The organism is Pseudomonas sp. TH07 (assembly GCF_016651285.1).
In the GTDB taxonomy this organism is placed as follows: Bacteria; Pseudomonadota; Gammaproteobacteria; order Pseudomonadales; family Pseudomonadaceae; genus Aquipseudomonas.
This window is the reverse complement of sequence record NZ_JAEKED010000001.1, coordinates 6,394,929-6,420,811: the sequence shown is the minus strand read 5'-3', so window position 1 is coordinate 6,420,811 and position 25,883 is coordinate 6,394,929. Positions and strand designations below refer to the sequence as shown.

Sequence of the window (25,883 nt, the reverse complement as noted above, 5' to 3'; positions counted from 1 at the left end):
TACTGTCAAAGTGCTGTCTTTGAGCTTGTTTTTTTTCAAGGCAGCCCCCATCTTGGTTTCAAGCTTACTTCCATCTGTTTACGGCCTTATGGCCGCCGTAGAGGCGAAATCATGAAGACAACCATCGAATTGCCTCTCTTGCCATTGCGTGATGTTGTGGTTTATCCGCACATGGTTATCCCGCTGTTCGTGGGGCGCGAGAAGTCTATCGAAGCCCTCGAGGCCGCGATGACGGGCGACAAGCAGATTCTTCTGTTAGCTCAGAAAAACCCTGCTGATGACGATCCCGGTGAAGATGCACTCTATCGCGTAGGTACCATCGCCACTGTCCTGCAGTTGCTCAAGCTGCCTGATGGCACTGTCAAAGTACTGGTCGAAGGCGAGCAACGTGGCGCTGTCGAACGCTTCAGCGAAGTGGACGGCCACTGCCGTGCCGAAGTTTCCCTGATCGACGAAGTCGACGCTCCCGAGCGCGAATCGGAGGTCTTTGTCCGCAGCCTGCTGGCTCAGTTCGAGCAGTACGTGCAGTTGGGCAAGAAAGTCCCTGCCGAGGTGCTGTCGTCCCTTAACAGCATCGATGAGCCAAGCCGCCTGGTAGACACCATGGCTGCGCACATGGCGTTGAAGATCGAGCAGAAGCAGGAAATCCTCGAGATCATCGATTTGTCGGCCCGTGTCGAGCACGTGCTGGCTTTGCTGGATGCCGAGATCGACCTGCTGCAAGTTGAAAAACGCATTCGTGGCCGCGTCAAAAAGCAAATGGAACGCAGCCAGCGCGAGTACTACCTGAATGAGCAGATGAAGGCCATTCAGAAAGAGCTGGGCGACGGTGACGAAGGTCACAACGAAATCGAAGAGCTGAAAAAACGTATCGATGCTGCGGGCTTGCCAAAGGATGCCCTGACCAAGGCCCAGGCGGAGCTGAACAAGCTCAAGCAAATGTCGCCCATGTCGGCTGAAGCGACTGTGGTGCGCTCCTATATCGACTGGCTGGTCCAGGTGCCTTGGAAAGCCCAGAGCAAGGTACGCCTTGATCTGGCGCGCGCAGAAGACATTCTTGACGCCGATCACTACGGCCTTGAAGAAGTCAAAGAACGTATTCTTGAATACCTCGCCGTGCAAAAGCGCGTGAAGAAGATTCGCGGTCCGGTACTGTGCCTGGTGGGTCCTCCTGGGGTGGGTAAAACATCCCTGGCGGAGTCGATCGCCCATGCCACCAACCGCAAATTTGTGCGCATGGCCCTGGGTGGCGTGCGTGACGAGGCAGAAATTCGCGGTCATCGACGGACTTACATCGGTTCGATGCCGGGAAGATTGATTCAAAAGATGACAAAAGTTGGGGTGCGCAACCCACTGTTCCTGCTCGATGAAATCGACAAGATGGGCAGTGATATGCGCGGCGATCCAGCATCGGCATTGCTGGAAGTGCTCGATCCGGAGCAGAACCACAATTTCAACGACCATTATCTGGAAGTCGATTACGACCTGTCCGATGTGATGTTCCTGTGCACCTCCAACTCGATGAATATTCCGCCAGCGTTGCTGGACCGGATGGAGGTGATTCGTCTGCCCGGCTACACCGAGGACGAGAAGATCAACATCGCGGTCAAGTACCTGTCGCCCAAGCAGATTCAGGCCAACGGCCTGAAAAAAGGCGAGCTGGAATTCGACAATGAATCGATACGCGACATCATCCGTTACTACACCCGTGAAGCCGGTGTGCGGGGCCTTGAGCGTCAGATTGCCAAGGTTTGCCGCAAGGCGGTGAAAGAGCACGCCATGGAAAAACGCTTCTCGGTGAAGGTCACTTCCGAGCTGCTGGAGCACTTCCTGGGCGTACGCAAATTCCGCTACGGCCTGGCCGAGCAGCAGGATCAGATTGGTCAGGTTACAGGTCTGGCCTGGACGCAAGTTGGCGGTGAGTTGCTCACCATCGAAGCGGCCGTGGTCCCGGGCAAAGGTCAGTTGATCAAGACCGGCTCCCTGGGCGATGTGATGGTCGAATCGATCACTGCAGCACTGACAGTAGTGCGCAGCCGGGCCAAGAGCCTGGGGATTCCCCTGGACTTCCACGAGAAGCGCGACACTCACATCCATATGCCGGAAGGGGCGACGCCAAAAGACGGTCCTAGCGCAGGCGTAGGCATGTGCACGGCGCTGGTTTCGGCGCTGACCGGGATTCCGGTTCGTGCGGATGTAGCCATGACCGGTGAAATCACCTTGCGTGGTCAGGTATTGGCCATCGGTGGCCTGAAAGAGAAATTGCTTGCGGCCCACCGTGGTGGGATCAAAACCGTGATCATTCCAGAAGAGAATGTTCGCGATTTGAAAGAAATTCCTGACAATATCAAGCAGGATCTACAGATTAAACCGGTTAAATGGATTGACGAGGTCCTGCAAATTGCGCTGCAATACGCGCCGGAGCCCTTGCCGGATGTAGCTCCCGAGATAGTTGCAAAGGATGAAAAACGCGACTCTGACTCTAAGGAAAGAATTAGTACGCATTAAGTACGCATTAGCCTGATGGGCTTCCTTGACAGCTTTTTAGAGCCCTTGTTATAAAGCGGCTCTTAAGTGTCTGTAGGCCATTCAGCACTCGTTTTTGCTTTCACCAAAAAACTTAGAATCATACTCAAATAGATATATAAGGGGACTTAGAGTGAACAAGTCGGAACTGATTGATGCTATCGCTGCATCTGCTGATATCCCGAAAGCTGCTGCTGGCCGTGCGCTGGACGCTGTGATCGAATCCGTCACTGGCGCTCTCAAGGCCGGCGACTCTGTGGTACTGGTTGGTTTCGGTACTTTCTCTGTTACCGATCGTCCTGCTCGCATTGGTCGTAACCCTCAGACCGGTAAGACGCTGGAAATCGCTGCAGCTAAAAAGCCAGGTTTCAAAGCCGGTAAAGCTCTGAAAGAAGCCGTTAACTAAGCTTCGTTCAAGCCTTTACCCACCCGGGTCGGGGTCATTCCCGATCTGGCCGCGGAGCGGTTAGCCAGCCGGTTAGAATATCGGCTCACGCCGGGGGTCGCAGGTTCGAGCCTCCGACCGCTCCGCCAGTTACGAGAAGGCGCATCCTCGGATGCGCCTTTCTTCTATCCGGACTCTACCCACGCTCCACGGTTGCTTAATTTGAAGTACGACCGTTTCTGGGGGACGCATGCTGCAGAATATCAGGGACAATTCACAAGGCTGGATTGCCAAGACCATTATCGGGGTCATCGTCGCATTGATGGCCCTTACCGGTTTCGATGCCATTTTCAAAGCCACTACCACCAGCCAGGACGCGGCCAAGGTCAACGGTGAGGAAATCACTCAGAACGAGCTCAGCCAAGCGGTCGACATGCAACGTCGCCAACTGATGCAACAGCTGGGCAAAGATTTCGATGCTTCCTTGCTTGACGAAAAAATGCTGCGCGAGGCTGCCTTGAAAGGGCTGATCGACCGCAAGTTGCTGCTGCAAGGCGCCGAAAATTCCAAGTTCGCTTTCTCTGAAGCCGCACTGGATCAAGTGATCCTGCAGACACCTGAATTCCAGGTAGATGGCAAGTTCAGCCCTGAGCGTTTCGACCAGGTGATTCGTCAGTTGGGCTACAGCCGCCTGCAATTCCGTCAGATGCTGGCTCAGGAAATGCTGATCGGCCAGGTACGTGCAGGTCTCGCGGGCAGCGGTTTTGTCACCGATGCCCAGGTGCTGGCATTCGCGCGTCTGGAAAAACAGACCCGTGATTTCGCTTCCCTGACTGTCAAGGCTGACCCTTCCGCGGTCAAAGTGACTGACGACGAAGTCAAGGCTTACTACGACGAACACGCCAAGGAGTTCATGACTCCGGATCAAGTCGTGATCGATTACCTGGAACTGAAGAAATCCGCTTTCTTCGATCAGGTCACGGTCAAGGATGAAGATCTGCAGGCGCAGTATCAGAAAGAAACCTCGAACCTGGCTGAGCAGCGTCGCGGCGCGCACATCCTGATCGAAGTCAACGACAAGGTGAACGAGGCCCAGGCCAAAGCCAAGATCGAAGAGATCCAGGCACGTCTGGCCAAGGGTGAAAGCTTCGAGGCTCTGGCCAAAGAGTTCTCCCAGGATCCGGGCTCGGCCAGCAATGGCGGTGACCTGGGTTACGCCGGCCCTGGCGTCTATGACCCGGTCTTCGAGCAGGCGTTGTACGCGCTGGCCAAGGATCAGGTTTCGGCACCGGTGCGCACCTCGTTCGGTTTCCACTTGATCAAGTTGCTGGGTGTTGAAGCTCCGGAAGTTCCAAGCTTCGCCAGCCTGAAAGACAAGCTGACCCGCGAGCTGAAGACCCAGCAGGTCGAGCAGCGTTTTGTCGAGGCCACCAAGCAATTGGAAGACTCGTCGTTCGAAGCCTCGGACCTTGCCCAACCGGCTCAGGAACTGAAGCTGACCGTGCACACCTCCGCGCCATTCAGCCGTGAAGGCGGTGACGGTATCGCGGCCAACCGCAACGTGATCCAGGCTGCTTTCAGCCCGGAAGTGCTTGATGAAGGTGCCAACAGCACCGCCATTGAACTCGACCCGGAAACCGTAGTGGTCCTGCGCGCCAAGGAACATCGCAAGCCTGAGCAACTGCCGCTGGAAAGCGTTGCCGGCAGCATCCGTACCCAATTGGCCAAGGAGCACGCCAGTGCTGCCGCCAAGACCAAGGCTGAAGCCTTGATCGCCAGCCTGCGCGACGGCAAGACGCCGTTGAACAAGCCGGTGGATGGTCAGAGCTGGAAAGTCAGCGAAGCGGTTACTCGTGGCCAGGAAGGGGTTGAACCTACTGTGCTGCAAGCGTTGTTCCGCATGAGCAAGCCTGAAGCCAAGGACAAACCGACCTTCAGCAGCGTGACCCTGCCTGATGGCAGCCTGGTGATCCTGCAGTTGAACGGGGTGAACGAGGCGGCTGCGCCGACTGAAGAAGAGAAGGCTCAGTACCGTCGCTTCCTGGCATCGCGTGTGGGGCAGCAAGACTTTGCCGCCTACCGCAAGCAGCTGGAGAGACAGGCAGACATCAAGCGTTACTGATGACTGTCCTGCGGCACTGAAGCAACACTAAAAGACCCCGTCCGCAAGGACGGGGTCTTTTTTTTAGCTAAGGGCAGGGAAACCGTGGCGCCTGGCGTTCGCCGTGACCCATAGGGACATCAGCAGCAGACCGATGATCACCCAGGAGAACGTCGCGACCCCCGGGCCTTCGAGCAGCACCGCGCCTGCCAGTCCACCGCCGGCGATGGCCAGGTTCCACACGGTCACCAGCATCGACTGGGCGGCATCTGCCGAATCCCCGGCGGTTTTCGCCAGGGCTGTTTGCAGCAAGGTCGGCAGCCCGCCAAATGACACACCCCAAATCGCGACAGCAGTGTAAATAGCCAGGGGCAGTTGGCTATAGAAGGCCAGGATCAGCGCGCACAGGATAAACAGGCTGCAACTGATCAGCACCAGTTGCCGCGCCCAGCGGTCGATCAGCAGGCCCACGCCCCAGATGCCGGCCACGGCTGCCAATCCAAACACCAGCAGCACCCGTTCGATCTGCCCGGCGATACCGGCCGCCTCCAGAAAAGGTGCGATGTAGGTGTAGAGAATGTTGTGGCCGAGCACAAAGGCAAAGGTCACGAACAGCACCGGTCTTACCCCGGGCAAGGTAAATACCCGGGCCAGCGAAAGGCGTTTTTCTGCGCGTTGCCCGGGAAAGTCCGGCACCTGAAAGCGCACCCAGCCGATCAACACCAGGGTCAGCAGGGTCATGACGGCAAAGCTCAAGCGCCAACCCAGGACATTGCCGAGCAGGGTGCCTGCCGGAATACCCAGGGACAACGCCAGCGGCGCGCCGAGCATGGCCACGGCAATCGCCCGACCTTGCAGACGCGGTGCCACCATGCGGCTGGCGTAGCCGGCCAGCAAGGCCCAGAGCAACCCGGCGAAGACCCCCGCAAACAGCCGGGCGATCAGGGTCAGGGTGTAATTATCCGACAGGGCAGTGACGCTGTTGACCACGGCAAAACCGCCGATCGCCGTCAGCAGCAGCGGGCGACGACGCCAGCCTTGGGTCAGCAGCACCAGGGGGATTGCCGCCAGCAGCGAGCCGAGGGCGTAAAAGGTCACCAACTGGCCGACCAGCGCCTGGGACACCTTGAGGTCCAGGCTCATCTGCGGCAGTAATCCGGCCGGTAGGGCCTCGGTCAGGATGGTGATGAAGCCGGCGGTGGCCAGCGCCAGCAAGCCGCTGATGGGGAGCCGTTCGCAACGTCTGGAGTCGGTTTCCAGCAGGTCGGCGGTGGCAAGGGGTTCGGTCATGGTTTCAGGCCCGGTTGAGTATGCAGAAGTGCGGGCTTGAGAGTAGGGCGCTGTGCCTATTAGAAAAATAGGCTAAGGTTCCGAACTTATCGGACATCCATGTCCTTAATGTGCGGAGTGGGCGATGGATTGGCTCGGCAGTATTTCGGTGTTTGTGCAGGTGGCGGAAACCCGCAGTTTTACTGAAGCAGGGCGCCTGCTGGGGGTCTCTTCCTCGGCCGTCGGCAAAAGCATTGCCCGGCTCGAAGAGCGGCTGGCCACCCGTTTGTTTCATCGCAGCACCCGCAGCATCACCCTGACCGCCGAGGGCGCGGGGTTTCTTCAGCGTTGTCGGCGGATCACCGCGGAGGTTGAAGCCGCCGAGTTCGAACTGTGCAAATCCTCCAGTGCGCCCCGAGGCAAGCTGCGTATCAGTCTGCCCCAGGTGCACGGTCTGCTGATGCCGGTGCTGGCGGATTTCATGCAGTTGTATCCGGAGATCGAGTTGGATATCGACCTGACGGACCGCATGGTGGATGTGGTCGAGGAGGGTTTTGACGCGGTGGTGCGCACCGGCAATCCCAGGGATTCGCGGTTGATGGCGCGCAAGCTGGGCGAGTTTCGTCAGATGCTGGTGGGTACCCCGGATTACTTCGAGAGTCACGGAGTGCCGCACTACCCGGCGGACCTGGCGTCCCATGCCTGTTTGCGCCACACCTTCCATCACACCGGCAAGCTCGAGCCCTGGCCCCTGCGCCGCCTGCCGGGGGCCGCGGAAGTGCTCTTGCCGACCCGTTTTGTCAGCACGTCGATCGAGGCGGTGGACCATGCCGTGCGCCGTGGCCTGGGGATTGCCTGCCTGCCGGATTTCATGGTGCGCGAGGCGCTGGAGCAAGGGGCGCTGCAGCAGGTGCTCGATGAGCACCTGGACTACAGCGGCACATTCTGGATCCTCTGGCCGTCGAGTCGTCACTCGGCAGCCAAGGTGCGCGCGCTGATCGATCATTTATCTGTGCGACTTTTCCCGGAATACGCGGTCAGTCATTCTGTATAAATTTTAAGACATCAATCCGTGCGCTCTGTAGCGTGGTTCTGTTGCACAATACGCGCCGGACTGTTTTCCTCAGGATTTTCGATGTTCAGATCATTTCACATGCCGGCTGCCGGACTGGTGCTGCTATTGGCGGCCATCGCGGGTTGCTCGACGCAAAAGACCGCCATTTACGAGCATGAGAATTTCGACGATTCCGGCACCTTTTCCCGCAATTACCCGGTGAGCGATACCGCCTCCTGCGAAGCGGCGCGCCGGGCCTTGCTCAGTCAGGGCTACATCATCACGAGCAGCGATCCGAAGCTGGTCAGCGGCCACAAGAGCTTTCAGCAGACCGGCGAAACCCACCTGGAGATCAGCTTCAGCGTGGTCTGCGCTCAGGATGGCAGCGTCGACCATCACTCGACCATGTTCGCCAACGCCTTGCAGGACCGCTATGCGCTGAAGAAGGTCAACAACTCCGCGAGCCTCGGGGTCGGGGTGCTGGGGTCGGTATCGATGCCGATCGGCTCGACCGATGATTCGATGGTCAAGGTGGCCAGCGAAACCGTGTCCTCGGCCAAGTTCTACGACCGCTACTTTGCGTTGGTTGAGCTGTTCCTGCCGCCTGAGGCGAAGAAAGCCGCGCACATTGTCGAGAAGCCCAAGACCGATCTTGGCGTGCCCGAGCCCAAGCCGGCTGCTGCCGAACCCGCGTCGACAGCGCCTGCGCCCACCCCGGCTGCCGAGCCGGCAGCGCTAGCACCGGCGGCCGCTGAGCCGAATGTTTCCGAACCCATGGTGCCACCGCCGGAAGCGGCCCCCATCGCACCCGTCGCACCGGCCGAAACCGGTGCAACCAGCGAGCCGGTGCCGGCCCCCGAAGTGGTGACACCGCCCCCACCGAGCAACCTGCCACCGCCGAGCGAGCCGATTCCGGCCATGCCTCGATAGAACCGCGTCAGACCGCCATGGGGTCGCTCTTGTTGATATCGATCCCATAGCGGCTGATGGCTTCCGAGACCCGGCTGTAGGGGATTTCGCCGTCGTCAGCCAGGGCTTTCAGCGCCGCCAACACGATAAAGTGCCGATCCACCTCGAACAACGTGCGCAAGGCTTCTCGGGTGTCTGACTGGCCAAAGCCGTCGGTGCCCAGGGCGACGAAGCGTCGCTTCTCGACAAAGGGCCGGATCTGGTCGGCAAAGATCTTCATGTAGTCGGTGGCCACCACCAGCGGACCGATCTGGCCGGCCAGGCAGTCCTGCACATGGCTGGTACGGGGCGGCTGCTCCGGGTGCAGCAGGTTCCAGCGCTCCACTTCATGACCCTGGCGCCGCAGTTCGGTGAGGCTGGTGGCGCTCCAGACGTCGCTGGCGACGGCAAAATCCTTGAGCAGCAACTCGCTGGCGGCCATCACCTCGCGCAGGATCGAACCGCTGCCCATCAGTTGCACGCGCGGCTGCCGGGGTTTGGAGGCGCCGGTACTCAAGCGGTACAGGCCCTTGATGATCCCGTCTTGAACCCCGTCGGGCATGGCTGGGTGAGGATAGTTTTCGTTGAGCAGAGTGATGTAGTAGTAGACGTCTTCCTGTTCGACATACATGCGGCGCATGCCTTCCTGAATGATCACCGCCAGTTCGTAGGCGAAGGTCGGGTCATAGGCGACGCAGCACGGCACCACCGAGGCCAGCACATGGCTGTGGCCGTCGTCGTGCTGCAGGCCTTCGCCCATCAGGGTGGTGCGCCCGGCGGTGGCGCCCAGCAGGAAGCCGCGAGCCCGGGCATCACCGGCAGCCCAGGTCAGGTCGCCGACCCGCTGGAAGCCGAACATCGAATAGAAGATGTAGAACGGCAGGGTCATCAGACCGTGGTTGCTGTAGGAGGTGCTGGCGGCGATCCAGGATGAGATGGCCCCTGATTCATTGAGCCCCTCCTGCATGATCTGGCCGTCCTTGCTTTCCTTGTAGTAGCTCAATTGCCCGGCGTCCTGCGGGGTGTACAGCTGGCCGACCGCCGAGTGGATACCGATCTGGCGGAACAGGCTTTCCATGCCGAAGGTTCGCGATTCATCGGGCACGATCGGCACCACCAGTTTGCCGATCTGTGGGTCCTTAAGCAGTGTGCCGAGAATGCGCACAAAGGCCATGGTGGTGGAAATCGCGCGCTCGCCGGTGTCCTGAAGTTGCGTGGCAAAGGCCGTCAGTGGCGGGATGACCAGGGCCGGCGCCTGGCTGCTGCGGGACGGGATATGGCCGCCCAGGCTCTCGCGTCGTGCCGCGAAATAGCGGCCTTCCGGGCTGTCGGCAGCGGGCTTGAGGTAGGGCAGGTCGGCCAGTTGTTCGTCGCTGACCGGCAGTTCGAAGCGGTCGCGGAAGGCCCTGATGGCGTCAGCGCCCATTTTCTTCAGCTGGTGGTTGATGTTCTGACCTTCGCCAGCCTCGCCCATGCCGAAGCCCTTGACGGTTTTCGCCAGGATCACCGTCGGTTGGCCAGGGTGACGCATGGCGGCAGCGTAGGCGTTGTAGACCTTGTCCGGGTCATGGCCACCGCGTGACAGCTTCCAGATCTCGTCGTCCGAGAGGTCTGCTACCAGCTCCAGCAATTCCGGGTATTTACCGAAGAAGTGCTCGCGCACATAGGCGCCGTTTTGCGACTTGTAGTTCTGATAGTCACCGTCCACGCACTCCATCATGCGCTGGCGCAGCAGGCCGCTGCGGTCCTTGTCCAGCAAGGCGTCCCAGCCACTGCCCCAAATCACCTTGATCACGTTCCAGCCGGCAGCGCGATACAGGCTTTCGAATTCCTGGATCACCTTGGCGTTGCCCCGCACCGGGCCGTCGAGACGTTGCAGGTTGCAGTTGACCACGAAGATCAGGTTGTCGAGCTTTTCCCGTCCCGCCAGGGAGATCGCCGCCAGGGACTCTGGCTGGTCCATCTCGCCATCGCCGAGGAAGGCCCAGACCTTGCGCCCCTGGTGCTGCTTGAGACCGCGGAACTCCAGGTAGCGCATAAAGCGCGCCTGGTAGGCGGCGGTGATCGGGCCCAGGCCCATGGACACGGTGGGAAATTGCCAGAAGTCCGGCATCAACCGCGGATGTGGGTAGGACGAGATCCCGTTGCCAGCGGATTCGCGGCGAAAGTTGTCGAGCTGGGCTTCGTCGATGCGGCCTTCGAGGTAGGCGCGGCCATAGATACCCGGCGAGGAGTGGCCCTGGATATACACCATGTCGCCGTCGAAGCTGTCGGTACGGCCCCGGAAGAAGTGATCGAAACCCACGTCATACAAGACCGCGGCGGAGGCGTAGGTGGCGATATGGCCACCGACCCCCGAGTGCTTGCCGGCGCGCAGCACCATGGCCATGGCGTTCCAGCGGATAAAGGCATTGATCCGGCGCTCGATGTCGAGGTTGCCGGGGTAGGGCAACTGGCGCTCGGGAGCGATGGTGTTGATGTAGGGGGTGGTCACCCGACCGTAGAAATCGCCATGTCGTGCAACGTCGAAATCCAGCAATTGATCGATCAGGTAATGGGCCCGCGGCCGGCCTTCGGCGCTCAGTACGGACTCGATGGAGTCGAGCCATTCGCGGGTTTCCTGGGGATCGTGGTCGAGCGTTGCGATGTTGTTCTGGGTCATGCCTGGCTCCAGGTTGAGCGGGGTTCCAGCGCGCGGATCCTTGTGGGATCGAGAGGGCTTGCGTGCCGATAAATGTAATTGCAATTGCAACTACATGGCCGAATCTATCCCGGCATGCGCTACTATTGCAACCCTCTTCAGTCCCGCGGATGGTGTTGCATGTCTTCAAATGAGCCCGATGTCTGGTTCCGTTTTGTCAGGGCTCATCGCACGGTCATTCGTGAAATCGAGCGTCGCCTGGCAGATGCCGGGCTGCCGGCCTATGCCTGGTACGACGCCTTGTGGGGCCTGGAAAGCGGCCCCGAAGGCACCCGGCGCATGCACGAACTGGCGGATGTGCTGGCCATCGAGCGCTACAACCTGACGCGATTGGTCGACCGCCTGGAAAACGAAGGCCTGGTGCAACGTTCGCGCTGCGACGGCGATGGACGTGCCGCGTTTGTGACCATCACTGAAGAAGGGCGGAAACTGCGCAAAAAGATGTGGAAAATCTACGAAAGCGCGGTGGCCGAGCTGTTTCTGTCCCAGCTCGACGAGCAGCAGAAACACAGCTTTGCCGATGCCCTGGAACGCACTGCCGCCCTGGCCCGTGCCTCCACCAGTGGCGCGGACGTGCGCCCAGGCACCCGGCGGTCACGCCCCGCCTAGCGCAAGCCATAGCGCTGCAAAGCCTGCTCGACCTTGGCTGTCGGCAGGCGCTGTTCATCGGCCAGGGCCTTGAGCGCCAGGGTCGCGATCCACTGCCGGCTCGGGCTGCGGGCGGTCGCCGAGCCGGCGCCCAGGGCGACGAAGCGTGCCTTCACGAAGCCGCGCAGTTGGTCGGTCACCGCCTGGCCGTAACCGGTCACCGCCAGGACCGGGTCACGGCTGCGCCCCAAGCAGCGCATCAGGTGGGCACTGCGTTTGGCGGCTTCTGGATGCAGGCGGTTCCAGCGCTCGGCGGCTGCCGCTTCGCGGGCCAGGCGGTTGTAACTGGGGCAGCTCCAGAGCTGGCTGGCGACCCCCCAGTCCTGCTCCAGCAGCGCCGCCGCCTGGCGTACCTCTTCGAAGGCCTGGCCGGCCCCCAGCAGACGCACCCGCAGGCTGGCATCGAGCGGGCCGGACTCGGCGACTTTGTACATGCCCTGCAAGGCGTCTCCCCGGTCCTGGGCACCGAGCCTCGGACCCTGTTCGTGGTCATGCAGGGCCAGGTAGTAGAAACCGGGCTGGCCCTCGACATACAAGCGGTGCAGCGCGTCCAGGACAATTGCCCGGGTTTCGTCGCCCGAGGCCGGGTCGAAGGGCAGGCAATCCGGGTTGTTGGCCAGCCACAGCGGCAGGGACGGATCGGCGCCTTTGGGCCAGGAGGTGGTCAGGGTTTCATTGTCGTTGCAGAAAATGCCGCGCCGCGCCGACTCGGCGGAAACCGCGCACAGCTGCGCCGAAGAATGGGCGCTGTGCAGGTAGAGCAGCGGTTTTTCCCGGGTGTCCCGGGAGAACCGCAACGGCCAGGCGCTGATGCGGGTCGATGCGCCTTGCCGGGCGTTATTGCGCACCACCCAGGCCTGATTGGCCACGCTGCGCTCCAGCTCCAGGGTATTGGCGATCTCCATTACCGTGAACAGCGGCGAGCGCGCTGGTGTTGCCGGGTTGCCCAAGGTCAGGCAGTCGATGCAGGCACGGGCGGCTTGGCCGGCGTGGGATGGGGAAGGGGAGCCGAAGCGGGATGAGGTCATGGTGCGCGCCGTCTGGAGGGATCAGACGGCTACCCTAGCGGAAATGCCAATATCATTGCAATTGCAATGATTGCAGTTGCATCTAACTTGGCCGAGCTAATTCCGTTGCCGCCTGCTACGTTTTATCAGCAGGGAACGTGCAGTATTTTTTCTGTCATCCCGGCACTTTATGCTGAGGGCGAAGGTCATTAGGCAACAGGTTATTCATACAACGGCAAAGGACGACGCAATGGACGATTACCAGGAAGAACTGCTGGAGTACCAGGCATTTGAATTGGACCCGCTGGACCCAACAGAAGACGCCACCGAGCTGTAAGGCCGGTGGCTTTTTTTTAGGCGAAATGCCGGTGGCTGCGGCGAAACTCGCCGGGCGTCTGGCCGCTCCAGCGTTTGAATGCGCGTTGAAAAGCCTCGGCTGAGGCGAAGCCCAGCAGGTAGGCGATTTCACCGAATGCCAGTTCGGTGTCACGAATGTAAGTCATGGCCAGATCGCGACGGGTATCGTTGAGAATGGCGCGAAACTGAGTCCCTTCCTCGGCCAGCTTGCGCCGCAGGGTCCAGGTCGGCAGCTTGAGGCGTGCCGCCACTTCTTCCAGGTCGGGTTCGCGACCGCCATTGAGCAACGGCCCCAGCAACTGAGTGATGCGCTCGCGCAGGCTGCGGGTGCGGGTCAATTGCTCCAACTCCCGTTCACACAATTGCAGCAGCAGGCGCCAGGTACTGGGGCAGTGCTCGGGGTTGCGCTGGGCGAGGCTGGCCTGGCTCAGGCGCAGTTGGTTGTGTTCGGCGCCGAACTGGATCGGGCAGTTGCCCAGTCGTGCGTAGTCGGCGTGGTAATCCGGGGCGGCGAATTCGATGTCGATCTGTTCGGCCGTGATCGGCTGCGGGCTCAGGCTGGACAGCTGTTGCAGCCAGCCGGCGATGATCGAGTCGACCACGAAACGGTTGTAGGCGTTGTACGGGCTGATGGAATAGAAGCGCAGCCAGGCGCCGTCGGCGTCTTCGTGAAAGCTCGATTGGCCCCGGTAGTTGGAGCCGTACAAGGCTTCAAAGCGCGTCAGGCAACGCGCGGCTTCGCGCACGGTCGGCGCTTGGGCGGCAGTGACCCCGGCCAGCCCGAGCTGGCTGAGACGGCCGAGTTGGCCCATGCGCAGGCCCAGGGCCGGGTCGCCGGTGAGCTGAATCGCCGCATGGCCCAGGCGCATGTAACGCGGAATCGACAGCCGGGCGCCGGCTTCGCCCAATCGCGCCGCGTCCAGCCCGTATTGCGCCAGCAATGGCGTCGGGTCCAGGCCATGGCTGCCCATGGCATCGGCCAGGCTATGGACGAAGCCCACCGACAGATCGCCCAGGCGCATGGGTTGCGGCTTCATCACCTACAACCAGATATTCAACAGGCGGGCGCCGCGGGCTGCGTCGTCGGCATAGGTCTGTTCGGGGCTGCTGATAAAGCTCTGGCCGGTGCTGCGCTGGTCCCAGAACTGCCCCCGCAGGAACACGCTGACCCCGGCTGTGGCTTGGCTGCTGGGGGCGCGGGCGGTCAGGGTCAGGCGATGCCAGGCTTCGCCTTCACTGAGTTCGCCGGGTTTGAGACTGATCTCGCTGGGGGTCATTTCGTTCTTGTAGCCACGCCACGGTTTGTCCCAGGTGCCACGACCGATGACCACCGCCGGCACGGCTACCAGTTGCGCGCCTTGTTCGTCGAGCTTGCGGTAGTTGTCCGGGTACCAGCTGTCGCTGCCGATCAATACCCCGAGGCGCCCGGCGGGGGTGTCGATGACGTTGACGGCCTGGTCCTTGGCGGGGCTGATAAAGCCGCGCTCGGTGAAGTCCGGGTACAGCTGGCGCTGTGGCTGGCCTATGGGCAGGCCATCGCGGCCAAATACCAGGCTGCTGTTGTACAGCGCGCCGCTGCCGATCTGCAGGGTGCCCTGGTTGACGCTTGGTTCCGGCAGCACGATGGAGCCGGCCACCAGGGTCACCTGAAACTCTTTGGCCAGGCCGCCAAACAGCTGTTGATAATCCCGGGCCATGGCCTTGGCTTTCATCCGCAGGTGAGCGTCTTGCAGGCGACTGTCACCCTTGGCAACGATCAGTGCCCGCAGGAAGGGCAGTGGGTTGCTGACCGCCAGCCAGTTCATGGCTTCTTTCAGGGTGGCGGCCTGGTACAGCTCGTTTTTCTCGCCGCTGACCATCAGCCAGGTGCCCACGTGTTCGGGCAGTACGACGATGGTTTTTTCATTCAGCAGGCCCTTGTCGCGGGCCTGCTGCAGGTAGGCCGCGAGCTTGCGGTGCAGGCGTTCGGGGCTTTGATAATCGGTGGGGAACAGCTCGGGCTGGATGCCCAGCAGGTTGCCGTGGTCGGCGGGCTGGCCCTGGTCCACGGCGAGGTTGATGCGCAGGTCCGACAGGTAGTGCCCGACCGGACGCTCTCGGGTCCAGATGGCATAGCTGGTGAGGGCGGCGATCAGGGCCATGGAGGCGGTTAAATAGAGAAGTTTGCGCATGGGAAAACAGTCAGCGGCCGTGTGCAGGATTCGTCGACTAGGGTAGGGCCCATGCCGACGCTTGCCAAGGGGCGCTGCGCATTTGGATCAATAAGTTGTCAGTTACGGTCATTGAGCGGCCGGTGCGCTGCTCTTAGTCTGTCGAGCATGACTGATGGAAGCCGCAGAGCTTCCGCATTTTTCCGTGAACGCTCGATGTGGAGTTACCGATGGCCGCCGCTCACTACCCGCACCTGTTGGCCCCGCTGGACCTGGGGTTTACCACCCTGCGCAACCGCACCCTGATGGGCTCAATGCACACCGGGCTTGAAGAAAAACCCGGCGGCTTCGAGCGCATGGCGGCCTACTTCGCCGAGCGCGCCCGGGGCGGTGTCGGCCTGATGGTGACCGGCGGTATCGGCCCCAACGACGAAGGGGGCGTGTACTCCGGTGCCGCCAAGCTGACCACCGAGGAAGAGGCGCTCAAGCACCAGATCGTGACCCGCGCGGTGCATGAGGCGGGTGGCAAGATCTGCATGCAGATCCTCCACGCCGGACGCTACGCCTACAGCCCGAAACAGGTGGCGCCAAGCGCGATCCAGGCGCCGATCAACCCGTTCAAGCCCAAGGAGCTGGACGAGGAGGGCATCGAGAAGCAGATCCGCGATTTCGTCACCTGCTCGGCCCTGGCACAGAAGGCCGAGTACGACGGCGTCGAAATCATGGGCTCGGAAGGTTACTTCATTAACCAGTTCCTGGCGGCCCACACCAACCATCGCACCGATCGTTGGGGCGGCAGCTACGAAAACCGTATGCGCCTGCCGGTGGAAATCGTGCGTCGGGTGCGCGAAGCCGTAGGTCCGAACTTCATCATCATTTTCCGTCTGTCGATGCTCGACCTGGTGGAAGGCGGCAGCTCCTGGGAAGAAATCGTGCAACTGGCCAAGGCCATCGAGCAGGCCGGCGCCACCCTGATCAACACCGGGATCGGCTGGCACGAAGCGCGGATCCCGACCATCGCCACCAAGGTCCCGCGTGCCGCATTCAGCAAGGTCACGGCCAAGCTGCGAGGCGAGGTGGCGATTCCGCTGATCACCACCAACCGCATCAACACCCCGGAAGTCGCCGAGCAGATCCTCGCCGAGGGCGATGCCGACATGGTGTCCATGGCGCGGCCGTTTCTGGCCGACCCGGACTTCGTCAACAAGGCCGCCGAAGGCCGCGCGGATGAAATCAACACCTGCATCGGCTGCAACCAGGCCTGCCTGGACCATACCTTTGGCGGCAAGCTCACCAGTTGCCTGGTCAACCCGCGGGCCTGCCATGAAACCGAGCTCAATTACCTGCCGGTGCAGCAGATCAAGAAAATCGCCGTGGTCGGTGCCGGTCCTGCCGGGTTGTCCGCTGCCACGGTGGCGGCCGAGCGCGGGCACCAGGTGACCCTGTTCGATTCGGCGAGTGAAATCGGCGGCCAGTTCAACGTCGCCAAGCGCGTGCCGGGCAAGGAAGAGTTCTTCGAAACCCTGCGCTACTTCAAACGCAAACTGCAGACCACCCATGTCGAGGTGTGCCTGAACACTCGGGTGGATGTGGCGCAACTGGTGGCTGGCGGTTATGACGAAATCATCCTCGCCACCGGCATCGCCCCGCGCCTGCCGGCGATCCCGGGGGTTGAACATGCCAAGGTCCTGAGTTACCTGGACGTGCTGCTGGAACGCAAGCCGGTGGGCAAGAGCGTGGCGGTGATTGGTGCCGGTGGCATCGGGTTCGATGTGTCGGAATTCCTGGTGCATCAGGGCGTCGCCACCAGCCAGGACCGTGAAGCGTTCTGGAAAGAGTGGGGCATCGATACCCAGTTGCAGGCCCGTGGCGGCGTGGCCGGGATCAAGGCCCAGCCCCATGCCCCGGCGCGCCAGGTCTTCTTGTTGCAGCGCAAGGCGTCCAAGGTGGGTGACGGCCTGGGCAAGACCACCGGCTGGATCCACCGCACCGGGCTGAAAAACAAGCAGGTGCAGATGCTCAACAGCGTTGAGTACCTGAAGATTGACGACGCCGGCTTGCATATCCGCATCGGCGACAGCGGCGAGCCGCAAGTGCTGGCGGTGGACAACATCGTGATCTGTGCCGGCCAGGATCCGCTGCGCGAGCTGCAGGACGGCCTGCTCGCTGCCGGGCAGAACGTGCACCTGATCGGTGGTGCTGATGTGGCGGCGGAGCTGGATGCCAAGCGCGCGATTAATCAGGGATCGCGGTTGGCTGCGGCATTGTAAGAGGGCTTGGGCGAGGCGTTGGTCATGAGGGCCAGCGCAGCCTCGCGGGCTCGGCAGCGGCTACAGGCATGTACCGTGTAGCCGCTGCGGCCCTGAGCCCTGTGGGCCACACCCCTGCTAGACTGCGCTCCTTTTGTTAGCCGAACCCCGCGCCGATGTCCTTCCCCGATTCCTTCGACTGGCTACCCCAGGCACCGCTGCAACCCATGACCCTGGACTGGCTGGCCCAGGCCGGGGTCGAGGTTGCGGTACTGCGCCTGGAGCAGATCGATCCACTGATCAGCGGCAACAAGTGGTTCAAGTTGCTTGAATACCTGGCGGCGGCGCGCCAGGCCGGGGCCAGTGGAATCATCAGCCTTGGCGGGGCCCACTCCAATCACCTGCATGCCCTCGCCGCGGCGGGGCAACGCTTTGGTTTCGCCACCGCCGGCCTGCTGCGCGGTCATCCGCAAGACACCCCCACCGTGCTCGACCTCAAACGCATGGGCATGCACGTGCACTGGCTCGGCTATGGCGGCTATCGGGCGCGGCACGAGCCCGGGTTCTGGGCACCCTGGCAAACCCGGTACCCACAGCTGTACCCGGTGCCCGAGGGCGGCGGCGGCTTGCCCGGGGCGCGGGGTTGCAGGGGGCTGGTGGCGCAGGTTCGCCAGCAGTTGAGTGGGCTCGGCTGGGCGGATTATCACGGCTGGTGGCTGGCCTGCGGCACCGGCACCACCCTGGCCGGCCTGGTGCTGGCCGAACATGGCGCGCACCCGGTGTATGGCGCGCTGGCGGTGCCGGACGATCATGGGGTGGCGCAGAACGTCGAACGGATCCTGTGCGAGGCTGGGCACACGGCATCGGGCTACGAGTTGTTTGATGCTAGTCGCGGTGGTTTTGCCAAGGTCGACCCGCCGTTGCTGGCGTTTATCGAGGCCAGTGAAGGCCAGAGTGGTATCGCGCTGGAGCCGTTGTACACCGGCAAGGCCTTGCTGGCGTTGCGGGAGGCGGTCGAGGCGCGGCGTTTTGCCCGGGGAACCCGCCTGGTGTTTGTCCACACCGGCGGCCTGCAGGGCCGCCGGGGCATGACCGGCGCTGCTTAGCTGCGTTTAGGCAGCATCCGCAGCAGGGTGTTGTCGCGCATGAAGTAGTGGTGATACAGACCGGCCAGCGCATGCAGGCCGATCAGCCAGTAGCCGATGGTGCCGCCCAGTACGTGCCAGCCTTCGATCTGCTTGGCCAGCGGCTTGTTCTCGGCGATCAGCAGCGGCAGGTCGATGCCGTAGAACATCACCTGATGCCCTTCGGCGCTGGTGATCAGCCAACCCAGGATCGGCATGGCAATCATGAACAGGTACAGCGCCCAGTGCATCAGCTTGGCCAGCCACTGCTGCCAGTTGGGCGGTGTCGGCACGATTTTCGGCGCCACCCCCAGGCTGCGTGCAAACAGGCGCAGCCAGACCAGCAGGAACACCGTCAGGCCGAGCATGAAGTGGGCTTCCTTGATCAGCGTCCGCCCGCCACTGCCTTTGGGAAAGATGCCGCGCAACTCAATGCAGGCGTAAACCACCGCCAGCAGCACCAGCATCAGCCAGTGCAAGGTGATAGAGACCGTGCTGTATCGAGCATCGGAGTTCTTCCAGGGCATACGACTTTCCTCACTCATCAGGGCTGAAACCTCCGTTCTTGAACGACGGAGTGCTTTAACTGTAATCCTGTTTGAGCCGGTGCGCCTTGACCTGGTGCGAGGTTTAGGCCGCGCCGCACGAAAAAACCCTAAAAAGCGGCAGCCCCGCAACAGGCTGCCGTTCCGGCGGGTAGGGGGCCGATCAGCAGCCCTGGGGTGTCTCGCCCCGGGCCAGGCGCTGGTTGATATCGGCGACCACCTGGGGCAGGTCGGCGAGGGTGTCGATCAGGTAGTGCGGGCGCGAGCTTGCGAACAGGGCGTGTATACGTTTGCGCTCGCTGGCCAGGGTCTCGCTGTCGAGGGCGCGATAGGTTTCGTAGCTCAAGCCCAGGGCGTTGCCGGAACAGGTCAGGGCCACGGTCCACATGCCGGCGCGACGGCCTTCGAGGATACCGGGCACGGTGTCGTCGACCTTGACGCAGGCCGCCACATCTTCGATGCCCAGGGCAATCACGTTGGCCAGGGCCTGAGCCGGCCAGGGGCGGCCGTTGGGCACTTCATCGGTGGCCACCACATGGTCGGCGACGTAGCCATTTTTTGCCGCCAGCTGCACCACCTTGTCCATCACCTGCTTCGGATAACCGGAGCACGAACCGATCTTCAGCCCCTGCTCGCGCAACTGGGCGATGGTGTCCAGGGCACCGGGGATCAGGGCCGAGTGTTCGGCGATCTTTTCGATCTGCAGCGGCATAAAGCGCTGGTAGATGGCCGTGACATCGTCATCGCTCGGGGTACGGCCGAAAGCTTTGCGATAGCGCTCGGCCACCGCCGGCAGGTTGCACAGGGTGCGGATGTGGTCCCACTTGCCCATGCCCATCGGGCCGCGGGCTTCTTCGATGGACACCTGCACATCGAACTCGGCAAAGGCTTCGACGAAGATCTGGGTCGGCGCAAAGGAGCCGAAGTCGACCACGGTGCCGGCCCAGTCGAGGATGGCGGCTTGCAGTTGGCTGGGGGTGTTGTAGCTCATGGCGAAGTCCTGTTGGGGGCGGGTGATCCGCGTGGGCCGGAGGTCGGCGTTTAAAGGGCAATCGGTTTTTTGCTGCGGGCTGGGTGTCAGATTTCCAGCACCTGCATTTCTTCAAGCGCCTGGGCGATGGCCGCCACCGCAGCCTGCATCTGGGCCGGGTTGACGTGACCGATACAGCCCACGCGAAAGGTCTCGACCTCGGTCAGCTTGCCGGGATAGAGGATGAAACCCTTGGCCTTGACCCGCTCGTAGAACGCCTTGAACTGGTAGCGCGGGTCTTTGGGGGCATGGAAGGTGACGATGATCGGCGCCTGGATCTGTGCCGGTAGAAAACGGCGAAAGCCCAGGGCGACCATGGCCTCGATCAGGGCCTGGCAGTTATCGGCATAACGCTGATGGCGTGCCGGCAAGCCGCCTTCTTCGGCGTACTGCAACAGCGCTTCGTGCAGCGCCGCGACCACGTGGGTCGGCGGGGTGAAGCGCCATTGGCCGGTCTTGGCCATGTAGCTGTGCTGGTCGAACAGGTCCATGGCCAGGGAGTGGCTGTTGCCGGCGGCCTGGGCCAGGGCGTCCTTGCGGGCGAAGACCAGGCCCATGCCCGGCACGCCTTCCAGGCATTTGCCGGAGGCGGCGATCAGGGCGTCGAATGGCACCTGCCGGGCATCGATCGGCAGCGCGCCAAACGAGCTCATGGCGTCGATGATCAGGCGTTTGCCATGGCGGGCCGTGACTTGGGCAATGTCCGCCAGCGGGTTGAGGATGCCGGTGCTGGTTTCACAGTGGATCAGCGCCACATGGGTGATGCCGGGGTCTGCCTGCAACAGGCGCTCGACGTCGGCGGCGGTGGTCGGTTGGTCTTCGGCGGTTTCAAAGGTCAGATAGTTGCGGCCGAGCACCTCGCAGATCTTCGCCAGGCGTTTGCCATAAGCGCCGTTGATCAGCACCAGGACCTTGCCATCGCGCGGTACCAGGGTGCCGATGGCGGCTTCCACGGCAAAGGTGCCGCTGCCTTGCAGGGGCACGCAATGGTGGCTGTCGGTGCCGTTGACGATGGCCAGCAATTGCTCGCAGAGGCTGGCGGTCAGCTGGTTGAAGCCTTCGTCCCATGAGCCCCAGTCCACCAACATCGCCTGACGGGTACGCGCCGAGGTGGTCAGGGGGCCAGGGGTGAGCAGAAGGGGGCGGCGGTGGTCATGCGGGGTCCTCGCAGGTGCGCTGTGGGGTGAAATCTACGGGGCCTAAATTGCAGTTTGGCTTGTCATCAATCAAATTGTTTGTTGTGATGCCAGCGATAAGTGAGGCTGATAGATATGAATTTATTCCAACTCCGCGCATTCGATGCCGTGGCCCGTGAAGGCAGCTTTACCCGGGCCGCGGCGCGGCTGTTTATCAGCCAGCCGGCGGTCACCGGGCACATCAAGGCGCTGGAGGAGCACTACCAGATCACCCTGTTGCGGCGGACCGCACGCCGGGTCGAACTGACGGAGGAGGGGATCAAGCTGGCGGCCATCACCCGGGCCATGTTCAGTTTGTCGGAAGAGGCCCAGGCGCTGCTGGAAGCCAACCGCCAGCTGCTGAGCGGACGCCTGGAGGTGGCGGCGGACGGGCCGCACCTGGTGATGCCGCTGCTGGCTCGCCTGCGCGCGCGGTATCCGGGCATCACCGTCAACCTGCGCCTGGGCAATGCCCAGGAAACCCTGGCGGCGCTGCTGTCCGAACATGCCGATGTCGCGGTACTGACCGAAGTCGAGCCGCGCAAGGGCCTGCATTTGCACGGCTTGGGCGAGTCGCGGATCTGCGCCCTGGTGCCGGCCGATCATCCATGGCTGGCCCGGCCCGAAGGGGTGCTTCTGGAACAGTTGGACCAGGTGATCATGGTCTTGCGTGAGCCGAACTCGACCACTCGCCGCACGTTTGACCAGGCCTGCGCCCTGGCCCAGGTCAACCCTCGGGTGTTGCTGGAGCTGGACAGCCGCGAGGCCGTGACCGAGGCGGTCGCGGCCCAATTGGGGGTGGGCGTGGTGTCGTCGGTGGAGGTCAGCCCCGACCCACGGGTGCGGGCGCTGCCGATCATTGGCGAGGGCCTGCTCAACCGGCATTGGCTGGGGTGCATGGAGCGACGCCGGGAGTTGCGCCTGATCCAGGCGTTCTTCGAACTGGCAGCGGAGTAAGGGCCCGCCCTGGCGCCATCGCCGATCTGACTTTTTGGTCGATTGGCGCCTTGAGGACGGGTAAACTTGCCCATCGCGTCGGCCAAATCCAACTCGACGCCATCGATCAAGAGAGTGAGTAATGGGCGCACAGTGGAAGGTTAAACACAAAGAAGCAGCAGCCAACGCCAAGGGCAAGATCTTCGGCAAGCTGGTGAAAGAGATCACCATCGCCGCACGCAACGGCGCAGACACCTCGACCAACGCGCACCTGCGTCTGGTGGTCGAGCAGGCGAAAAAGGCCTCGATGCCCCGTGAGACCCTGGAGCGTGCCATCAAGAAAGGTTCCGGCCAACTGGGCGAAACCGTGCAATACCATCGCGTGACTTACGAGGGCTTCGCCCCGCATCAGGTGCCGCTGATCGTTGAATGCGTCACCGACAACATCAACCGTACCGTCGCTGAAATCCGCGTGGCCTTCCGCAAGGGCCAACTGGGCGCTTCCGGCTCGGTGGCCTGGGACTTCAACCACGTCGGCATGATCGAAGCATCGCCTGACAGCCCGGACGCCGACCCTGAGCTGGCCGCCATCGAAGCCGGGGCCCAGGATTTCGAGCCAGGTGAAGACGGCGCGACCCTGTTCCTGACCGAGCCTGCGGACCTGGATGCCGTGCAGAAAGCCCTGCCCGAGCAAGGGTTCACCGTGCTCTCGGCCAAGCTCGGCTACCAGCCGAAAAACCCGGTCAGCGGCCTCACCGACGAGCAGATGGCCGAAGTCGAAGCCTTCCTCGAAGGCCTGGACAACCATGACGACGTGCAAGACATGTTCGTCGGTCTGGCCGGTTAAGACGCAGACCCTGGCGGCCGTTCAGTTCAGCGGCCGCCAGCGTCGCCCAAGTCAAACCTCGCGCAATACCTCCAGAACCTCTTCAAAGCCCGGCCGCGCCAGCACCTCTGGCTGACAACAGCGGCTGACCAGTTGCTCCAGAGCCTCTCGTTGTTGGTCGCGCAGGCCGCTGTCGGTGCGTTGCAGCAACTCCTCCAGCAGAATGCCGAAGGCCCGCACTTCGATCCGTTGCAAGGCTCGGGTTTGAGCCGTGTCCTGGGTGACGTGGAACGAGGCCGCGCCAAAATCCCCGAGCAGGCAATCGCCCTGCTGATTCAACAAGGTGTTGTGCCCGTACAGGTCGCCGTGGGTGATGCCCTGGGCGTGCAGGTGGGCGCCGACCGCAGCGATACCGCTGGCGATACGCAAGGTTACCGGGCCATCGAAACGCTCGGTGTCGGCGTAGATATCCCGCGAGCAGGAGGCCAGGCTCGGCAGCCCCGCCAGGTTGCGGTAGCTGGGGTCGATCAGTTGCATCACCAGGCCATTTTGCGCCTCGGGGTGCCCGACCACGCGGCCTTCGACGCGGATCAGGTTCGGGTGCCGGCCGGCGGTGATGCAGGCATTCATTTCATGCAGCGGCGAGCCGTCGCTGGTCATCTCGCCCTTGTACAGCTTGACCGCCACTGCCCGCGCAGCGTGCCCGGCAGGTTGCCATTGGGCTTGATAAATCACCCCCGAGGCGCCTTCGCCCAGGCGCTGCTGCAACTGCAGTTCGCTCCAGGGAATGTTCGGCGTGGCCTCCAGCGCCGCGGCATCGGCCTCGGACTCCAGCGGGTTGCCGGCGTAGGCCAGCCAGGTCAGGCGCGGCAGGGCGAGGAGGAACGGCGGCAATTCCCGCAACTGGTTGGCGGCGATCCGCAGCAGCTCCAGGTTGTGGCACTGGCTCAGGCTCGGCGGCAGCTGGGTCAGACGGTTGCCCGCCAGCATCAGCTTTTGCAACAGCGGGCGCCGGCCCAGTTCGTCAGGCAGCTCGCTGATGCGGTTGTCGGTCAGGATCAGCCAGCGCAGCTGCGGTGGCAGGGCAGCGGCCGGCACCTGTTCGATACGGTTGGCCTTGAAGCCGATCATGCTCAGTTGGGCGCACTGGCCGAGGCAGGCCGGCAGTTCGCTGAACAGGTTGTCGGAACAGAACAGTATCCGCAGGTGCGGCAGTCGGTACAGGTCGTCGGGCAGGCTGCTCAGGGCGTTGCCACTGAGGTTGAGGATCTCCAGGGAGTCTGCCAGGTCGAAGATTTCCCGGGGGAACTCGGTCAGCCCGGCGCTCAGGTCCAGGCGCTTGATGCCCGCCAATTGGCCGGCTTGCAGTTGAGCAAGGGTATTCATGAACAGCTCCGACACTCGGCAGGAAGGCGACCCTGGAGCCGCGCAAAAGGGCGCCATGATAGCGGCTGGCGCTGGGGGCGGCGATCACTCCCTCAGCCGAGCGGGGTCTCGGGGCCGATTTCCAGCAGTTGCCCCAGGCGGCTGCGGGTTCGCGCCAGATCAATGGCGTTGCCGCCCAGGCTTTCGCGCAGGGGCAGTTCGCCGATCAGCAGCAGGCGTTTGTCCTGGTCGTAGAGCACGTCGATCAGGTTGATAAAGCGCTGCTGGGCGGCAATCGAACATTCGCCCAGGTCCGGCAGCTCATCGATGATCCAGGTATCAAAGCGCCGGCTCAGTTCCAGGTAATCCATGACCGCGGTCGGCTGGTTGCACAGGTCGCTGAATTCGAAACGCACACTGCGCTGGTCGCACAGCCGCGCCTGCAACACCCGCGCGCCCACCGTCAGGGCAAAGGCGGCGGTGTTGCGGTCCGGCAACTGCAAGGCCTGGCGCTGCTGTGCCGTGCCGGGCCAGATGTAGTGGCCCTGGGTGAACACTTGTTGGGTGTGGGTGCGGGCCTGGCTGCGATAGTCGTGGGGGCCGCCGACTTCCATCACCTGCATGCGCGCGTTGATCAGGTCGATCACCGGTTTGAAGCGTGCGTGGTACAGCGGGTTGGGCAGCAGCCCCTCGGGCGGGTAGTTGGAGGTCACCAGCAGCACGATGCCGCGCTTGAACAGGGCCTTGAACAGGCGGGTGATGAGCATTGCATCGCCGATGTCATGCACATGGAACTCGTCGAAGCACAGCACCTGGCAGTGCTCCAGCAACTCGTCGAGGGTGGTTTCCAGGGCATCTGGCTGCTGCCGATGGCGGAACATGCCCTGATGCAGCTGGGCGAAGAAGTCGTGGAAGTGCAGGCGCTGTTTCTGCTCCAGGGGGATGGCGCGGAAGAACCCATCCAGCAGCCAGCTCTTGCCCCGGCCCACCGCACCATGCAGGTACAGGCTGCGCACCTGCTGGCCATGGCCCCGGAGCAGGGCGTTGGCCAGTTGCGCCATGCAATCGATCACCCGCTGCTGGCTGTGGCTCAGGGTATAGCCCTGCTCCTGGGCCTTGTGCCGGAAGTAGTCGTGGATCAATCGGGTGCTGGCGCTGTTAGCCGCCGGCCGGGCGAACGCCTTGCCCAGCAGCGAGCGCAGGCGTGGCCATTTGGATGTGCGTTGCGAGCGGTTTGGCGGTAAGGCGGCCAATGAATTCACCCCGATGTGTTGCAGAGCCGCTCCCCCTGGAACTGGCGCGCTAATTTAACCAATACAAAACTGTGCATCCAGTCTCATGCAAAACCCGAAAATAAATGAGACAGAAAGTTACCGCCTGTATAGGTTTTATGTCCCGTAAAACCTGGGCTAAAACCCTTTTCAACCTCAGGTAAGTCCATTTTCAATGGATCCAATCGTCCGGGGCGACTGGACGTTTATCGTTCG

20 protein-coding genes are annotated in these 25,883 nt (G+C 62.4%); 10 read left to right on the top strand and 10 right to left on the bottom strand.

The window, feature by feature from the left end:
- Window positions 1-111 precede the first annotated feature (111 nt).
- The 3 genes from lon to JFU57_RS29260 all read left to right on the top strand — a co-directional run bounded on the left by lon (window position 112) and on the right by JFU57_RS29260 (window position 5,033).
- Window positions 112-2,508, top strand: coding sequence for an endopeptidase La (gene lon / locus JFU57_RS29270; protein WP_020296820.1), 2,397 nt, complete (start codon window positions 112-114; stop codon window positions 2,506-2,508).
- Between the two features lie 94 nt (window positions 2,509-2,602).
- Window positions 2,603-2,932 (top strand): HU family DNA-binding protein, encoded by a 330-nt coding sequence (locus JFU57_RS29265; RefSeq protein WP_020296819.1) that lies wholly within the window; start codon window positions 2,603-2,605, stop codon window positions 2,930-2,932.
- Between the two features lie 229 nt (window positions 2,933-3,161).
- Window positions 3,162-5,033, top strand: a complete 1,872-nt coding sequence (locus JFU57_RS29260) for a SurA N-terminal domain-containing protein (protein ID WP_201131680.1) — start codon at window positions 3,162-3,164, stop codon at window positions 5,031-5,033.
- A gap of 63 nt (window positions 5,034-5,096) precedes the next feature.
- On the opposite strand, the gene JFU57_RS29255 is transcribed toward JFU57_RS29260, so the two are convergent.
- Window positions 5,097-6,302, bottom strand: coding sequence for an MFS transporter (locus JFU57_RS29255; RefSeq protein ID WP_201131679.1), 1,206 nt, complete (start codon window positions 6,300-6,302; stop codon window positions 5,097-5,099).
- 124 nt (window positions 6,303-6,426) lie between these two features.
- Between JFU57_RS29255 and JFU57_RS29250 the strand changes: the two genes are divergently transcribed.
- Together JFU57_RS29250 and JFU57_RS29245 are read left to right on the top strand one after the other, a co-directional pair.
- Entirely contained in the window at window positions 6,427-7,335 is a 909-nt protein-coding gene (locus tag JFU57_RS29250; RefSeq protein WP_201131678.1) for a LysR family transcriptional regulator, read from the top strand.
- A gap of 81 nt (window positions 7,336-7,416) precedes the next feature.
- Window positions 7,417-8,265 (top strand): DUF2242 domain-containing protein, encoded by an 849-nt coding sequence (locus JFU57_RS29245; protein ID WP_201131677.1) that lies wholly within the window; start codon window positions 7,417-7,419, stop codon window positions 8,263-8,265.
- 7 nt (window positions 8,266-8,272) lie between these two features.
- Here JFU57_RS29245 and aceE read toward each other — a convergent pair whose 3' ends face one another.
- Window positions 8,273-10,945, bottom strand: coding sequence for a pyruvate dehydrogenase (acetyl-transferring), homodimeric type (gene aceE, locus JFU57_RS29240; protein ID WP_201131676.1), 2,673 nt, complete (start codon window positions 10,943-10,945; stop codon window positions 8,273-8,275).
- A gap of 159 nt (window positions 10,946-11,104) precedes the next feature.
- Here aceE and JFU57_RS29235 point away from each other — a divergent pair, with 159 nt between their 5' ends.
- Window positions 11,105-11,593, top strand: a complete 489-nt coding sequence (locus JFU57_RS29235; RefSeq protein ID WP_020296813.1) for a MarR family winged helix-turn-helix transcriptional regulator — start codon at window positions 11,105-11,107, stop codon at window positions 11,591-11,593.
- Here JFU57_RS29235 and JFU57_RS29230 read toward each other — a convergent pair.
- The 3 genes from JFU57_RS29230 to JFU57_RS29220 form a co-directional block, all read right to left on the bottom strand.
- On the bottom strand, window positions 11,590-12,660 hold the full coding sequence (locus tag JFU57_RS29230; RefSeq protein WP_201131675.1) for a transketolase-like TK C-terminal-containing protein: 1,071 nt from the start codon (window positions 12,658-12,660) through the stop codon (window positions 11,590-11,592). The genes JFU57_RS29235 and JFU57_RS29230 overlap by 4 nt on opposite strands.
- A gap of 332 nt (window positions 12,661-12,992) precedes the next feature.
- Window positions 12,993-14,033, bottom strand: coding sequence for an AraC family transcriptional regulator (locus tag JFU57_RS29225; protein WP_201131674.1), 1,041 nt, complete (start codon window positions 14,031-14,033; stop codon window positions 12,993-12,995).
- A 3-nt stretch (window positions 14,034-14,036) separates the two neighbouring features.
- Window positions 14,037-15,167, bottom strand: a complete 1,131-nt coding sequence (locus JFU57_RS29220; protein WP_201131673.1) for a carbon-nitrogen hydrolase family protein — start codon at window positions 15,165-15,167, stop codon at window positions 14,037-14,039.
- Between the two features lie 209 nt (window positions 15,168-15,376).
- On the opposite strand from JFU57_RS29220, the gene JFU57_RS29215 reads away from it, so the two are divergent.
- Complete coding sequence (locus tag JFU57_RS29215; RefSeq protein ID WP_201131672.1) at window positions 15,377-17,416, top strand: NADPH-dependent 2,4-dienoyl-CoA reductase; 2,040 nt, start codon at window positions 15,377-15,379, stop codon at window positions 17,414-17,416.
- 155 nt (window positions 17,417-17,571) lie between these two features.
- Window positions 17,572-18,501 (top strand): 1-aminocyclopropane-1-carboxylate deaminase/D-cysteine desulfhydrase, encoded by a 930-nt coding sequence (locus tag JFU57_RS29210; protein ID WP_201131671.1) that lies wholly within the window; start codon window positions 17,572-17,574, stop codon window positions 18,499-18,501.
- Here the strand turns inward: JFU57_RS29210 and JFU57_RS29205 are convergent.
- From JFU57_RS29205 to JFU57_RS29195, 3 genes are all read right to left on the bottom strand, one after another.
- A complete protein-coding gene (locus tag JFU57_RS29205) occupies window positions 18,498-19,046 on the bottom strand; it encodes a cytochrome b (protein WP_020296807.1) in 549 nt (182 codons plus the stop codon). The two genes, JFU57_RS29210 and JFU57_RS29205, sit on opposite strands and share 4 nt — an antisense overlap.
- Before the next feature lie 181 nt (window positions 19,047-19,227).
- A complete protein-coding gene (gene phnX, locus JFU57_RS29200; protein WP_201131670.1) occupies window positions 19,228-20,055 on the bottom strand; it encodes a phosphonoacetaldehyde hydrolase in 828 nt (275 codons plus the stop codon).
- Window positions 20,056-20,141: 86 nt separating this feature from the next.
- Window positions 20,142-21,284, bottom strand: coding sequence for a 2-aminoethylphosphonate--pyruvate transaminase (locus JFU57_RS29195; protein WP_201132227.1), 1,143 nt, complete (start codon window positions 21,282-21,284; stop codon window positions 20,142-20,144).
- An 81-nt stretch (window positions 21,285-21,365) separates the two neighbouring features.
- Here JFU57_RS29195 and JFU57_RS29190 point away from each other — a divergent pair, with 81 nt between their 5' ends.
- Window positions 21,366-22,226, top strand: coding sequence for a LysR substrate-binding domain-containing protein (locus tag JFU57_RS29190; RefSeq protein WP_201131669.1), 861 nt, complete (start codon window positions 21,366-21,368; stop codon window positions 22,224-22,226).
- A gap of 121 nt (window positions 22,227-22,347) precedes the next feature.
- Window positions 22,348-23,052, top strand: coding sequence for a YebC/PmpR family DNA-binding transcriptional regulator (locus JFU57_RS29185; RefSeq protein WP_020296803.1), 705 nt, complete (start codon window positions 22,348-22,350; stop codon window positions 23,050-23,052).
- A gap of 51 nt (window positions 23,053-23,103) precedes the next feature.
- On the opposite strand, the gene JFU57_RS29180 is transcribed toward JFU57_RS29185, so the two are convergent.
- Both JFU57_RS29180 and zapE read right to left on the bottom strand, forming a co-directional pair.
- A complete protein-coding gene (locus JFU57_RS29180; protein ID WP_201131668.1) occupies window positions 23,104-24,417 on the bottom strand; it encodes a leucine-rich repeat-containing protein kinase family protein in 1,314 nt (437 codons plus the stop codon).
- 92 nt (window positions 24,418-24,509) lie between these two features.
- Window positions 24,510-25,649 carry a cell division protein ZapE gene (gene zapE, locus JFU57_RS29175; protein WP_201132226.1) on the bottom strand — a complete coding sequence of 380 codons (1,140 nt, stop codon included), beginning with the start codon at window positions 25,647-25,649 and terminating at the stop codon, window positions 24,510-24,512.
- Window positions 25,650-25,883 lie beyond the last annotated feature (234 nt).

Bases quoted from the DNA above. Each gene is read 5' to 3' on its own strand.
- lon (WP_020296820.1), top strand. From the start codon at position 112: ATGAAGACAACCATCGAATTGCCTCTCTTGCCATTGCGTGATGTTGTG.
- JFU57_RS29260 (WP_201131680.1), top strand. From the start codon at position 3,162: ATGCTGCAGAATATCAGGGACAATTCACAAGGCTGGATTGCCAAGACC.
- JFU57_RS29255 (WP_201131679.1), bottom strand. From the start codon at position 6,302: ATGACCGAACCCCTTGCCACCGCCGACCTGCTGGAAACCGACTCCAGA.
- JFU57_RS29250 (WP_201131678.1), top strand. From the start codon at position 6,427: ATGGATTGGCTCGGCAGTATTTCGGTGTTTGTGCAGGTGGCGGAAACC.
- JFU57_RS29245 (WP_201131677.1), top strand. From the start codon at position 7,417: ATGTTCAGATCATTTCACATGCCGGCTGCCGGACTGGTGCTGCTATTG.
- aceE (WP_201131676.1), bottom strand. From the start codon at position 10,945: ATGACCCAGAACAACATCGCAACGCTCGACCACGATCCCCAGGAAACC.
- JFU57_RS29235 (WP_020296813.1), top strand. From the start codon at position 11,105: ATGTCTTCAAATGAGCCCGATGTCTGGTTCCGTTTTGTCAGGGCTCAT.
- JFU57_RS29230 (WP_201131675.1), bottom strand. From the start codon at position 12,660: ATGACCTCATCCCGCTTCGGCTCCCCTTCCCCATCCCACGCCGGCCAA.
- JFU57_RS29225 (WP_201131674.1), bottom strand. From the start codon at position 14,033: ATGAAGCCGCAACCCATGCGCCTGGGCGATCTGTCGGTGGGCTTCGTC.
- JFU57_RS29220 (WP_201131673.1), bottom strand. From the start codon at position 15,167: ATGCGCAAACTTCTCTATTTAACCGCCTCCATGGCCCTGATCGCCGCC.
- JFU57_RS29215 (WP_201131672.1), top strand. From the start codon at position 15,377: ATGGCCGCCGCTCACTACCCGCACCTGTTGGCCCCGCTGGACCTGGGG.
- JFU57_RS29210 (WP_201131671.1), top strand. From the start codon at position 17,572: ATGTCCTTCCCCGATTCCTTCGACTGGCTACCCCAGGCACCGCTGCAA.
- JFU57_RS29205 (WP_020296807.1), bottom strand. From the start codon at position 19,046: ATGCCCTGGAAGAACTCCGATGCTCGATACAGCACGGTCTCTATCACC.
- phnX (WP_201131670.1), bottom strand. From the start codon at position 20,055: ATGAGCTACAACACCCCCAGCCAACTGCAAGCCGCCATCCTCGACTGG.
- JFU57_RS29190 (WP_201131669.1), top strand. From the start codon at position 21,366: ATGAATTTATTCCAACTCCGCGCATTCGATGCCGTGGCCCGTGAAGGC.
- JFU57_RS29185 (WP_020296803.1), top strand. From the start codon at position 22,348: ATGGGCGCACAGTGGAAGGTTAAACACAAAGAAGCAGCAGCCAACGCC.
- JFU57_RS29180 (WP_201131668.1), bottom strand. From the start codon at position 24,417: ATGAATACCCTTGCTCAACTGCAAGCCGGCCAATTGGCGGGCATCAAG.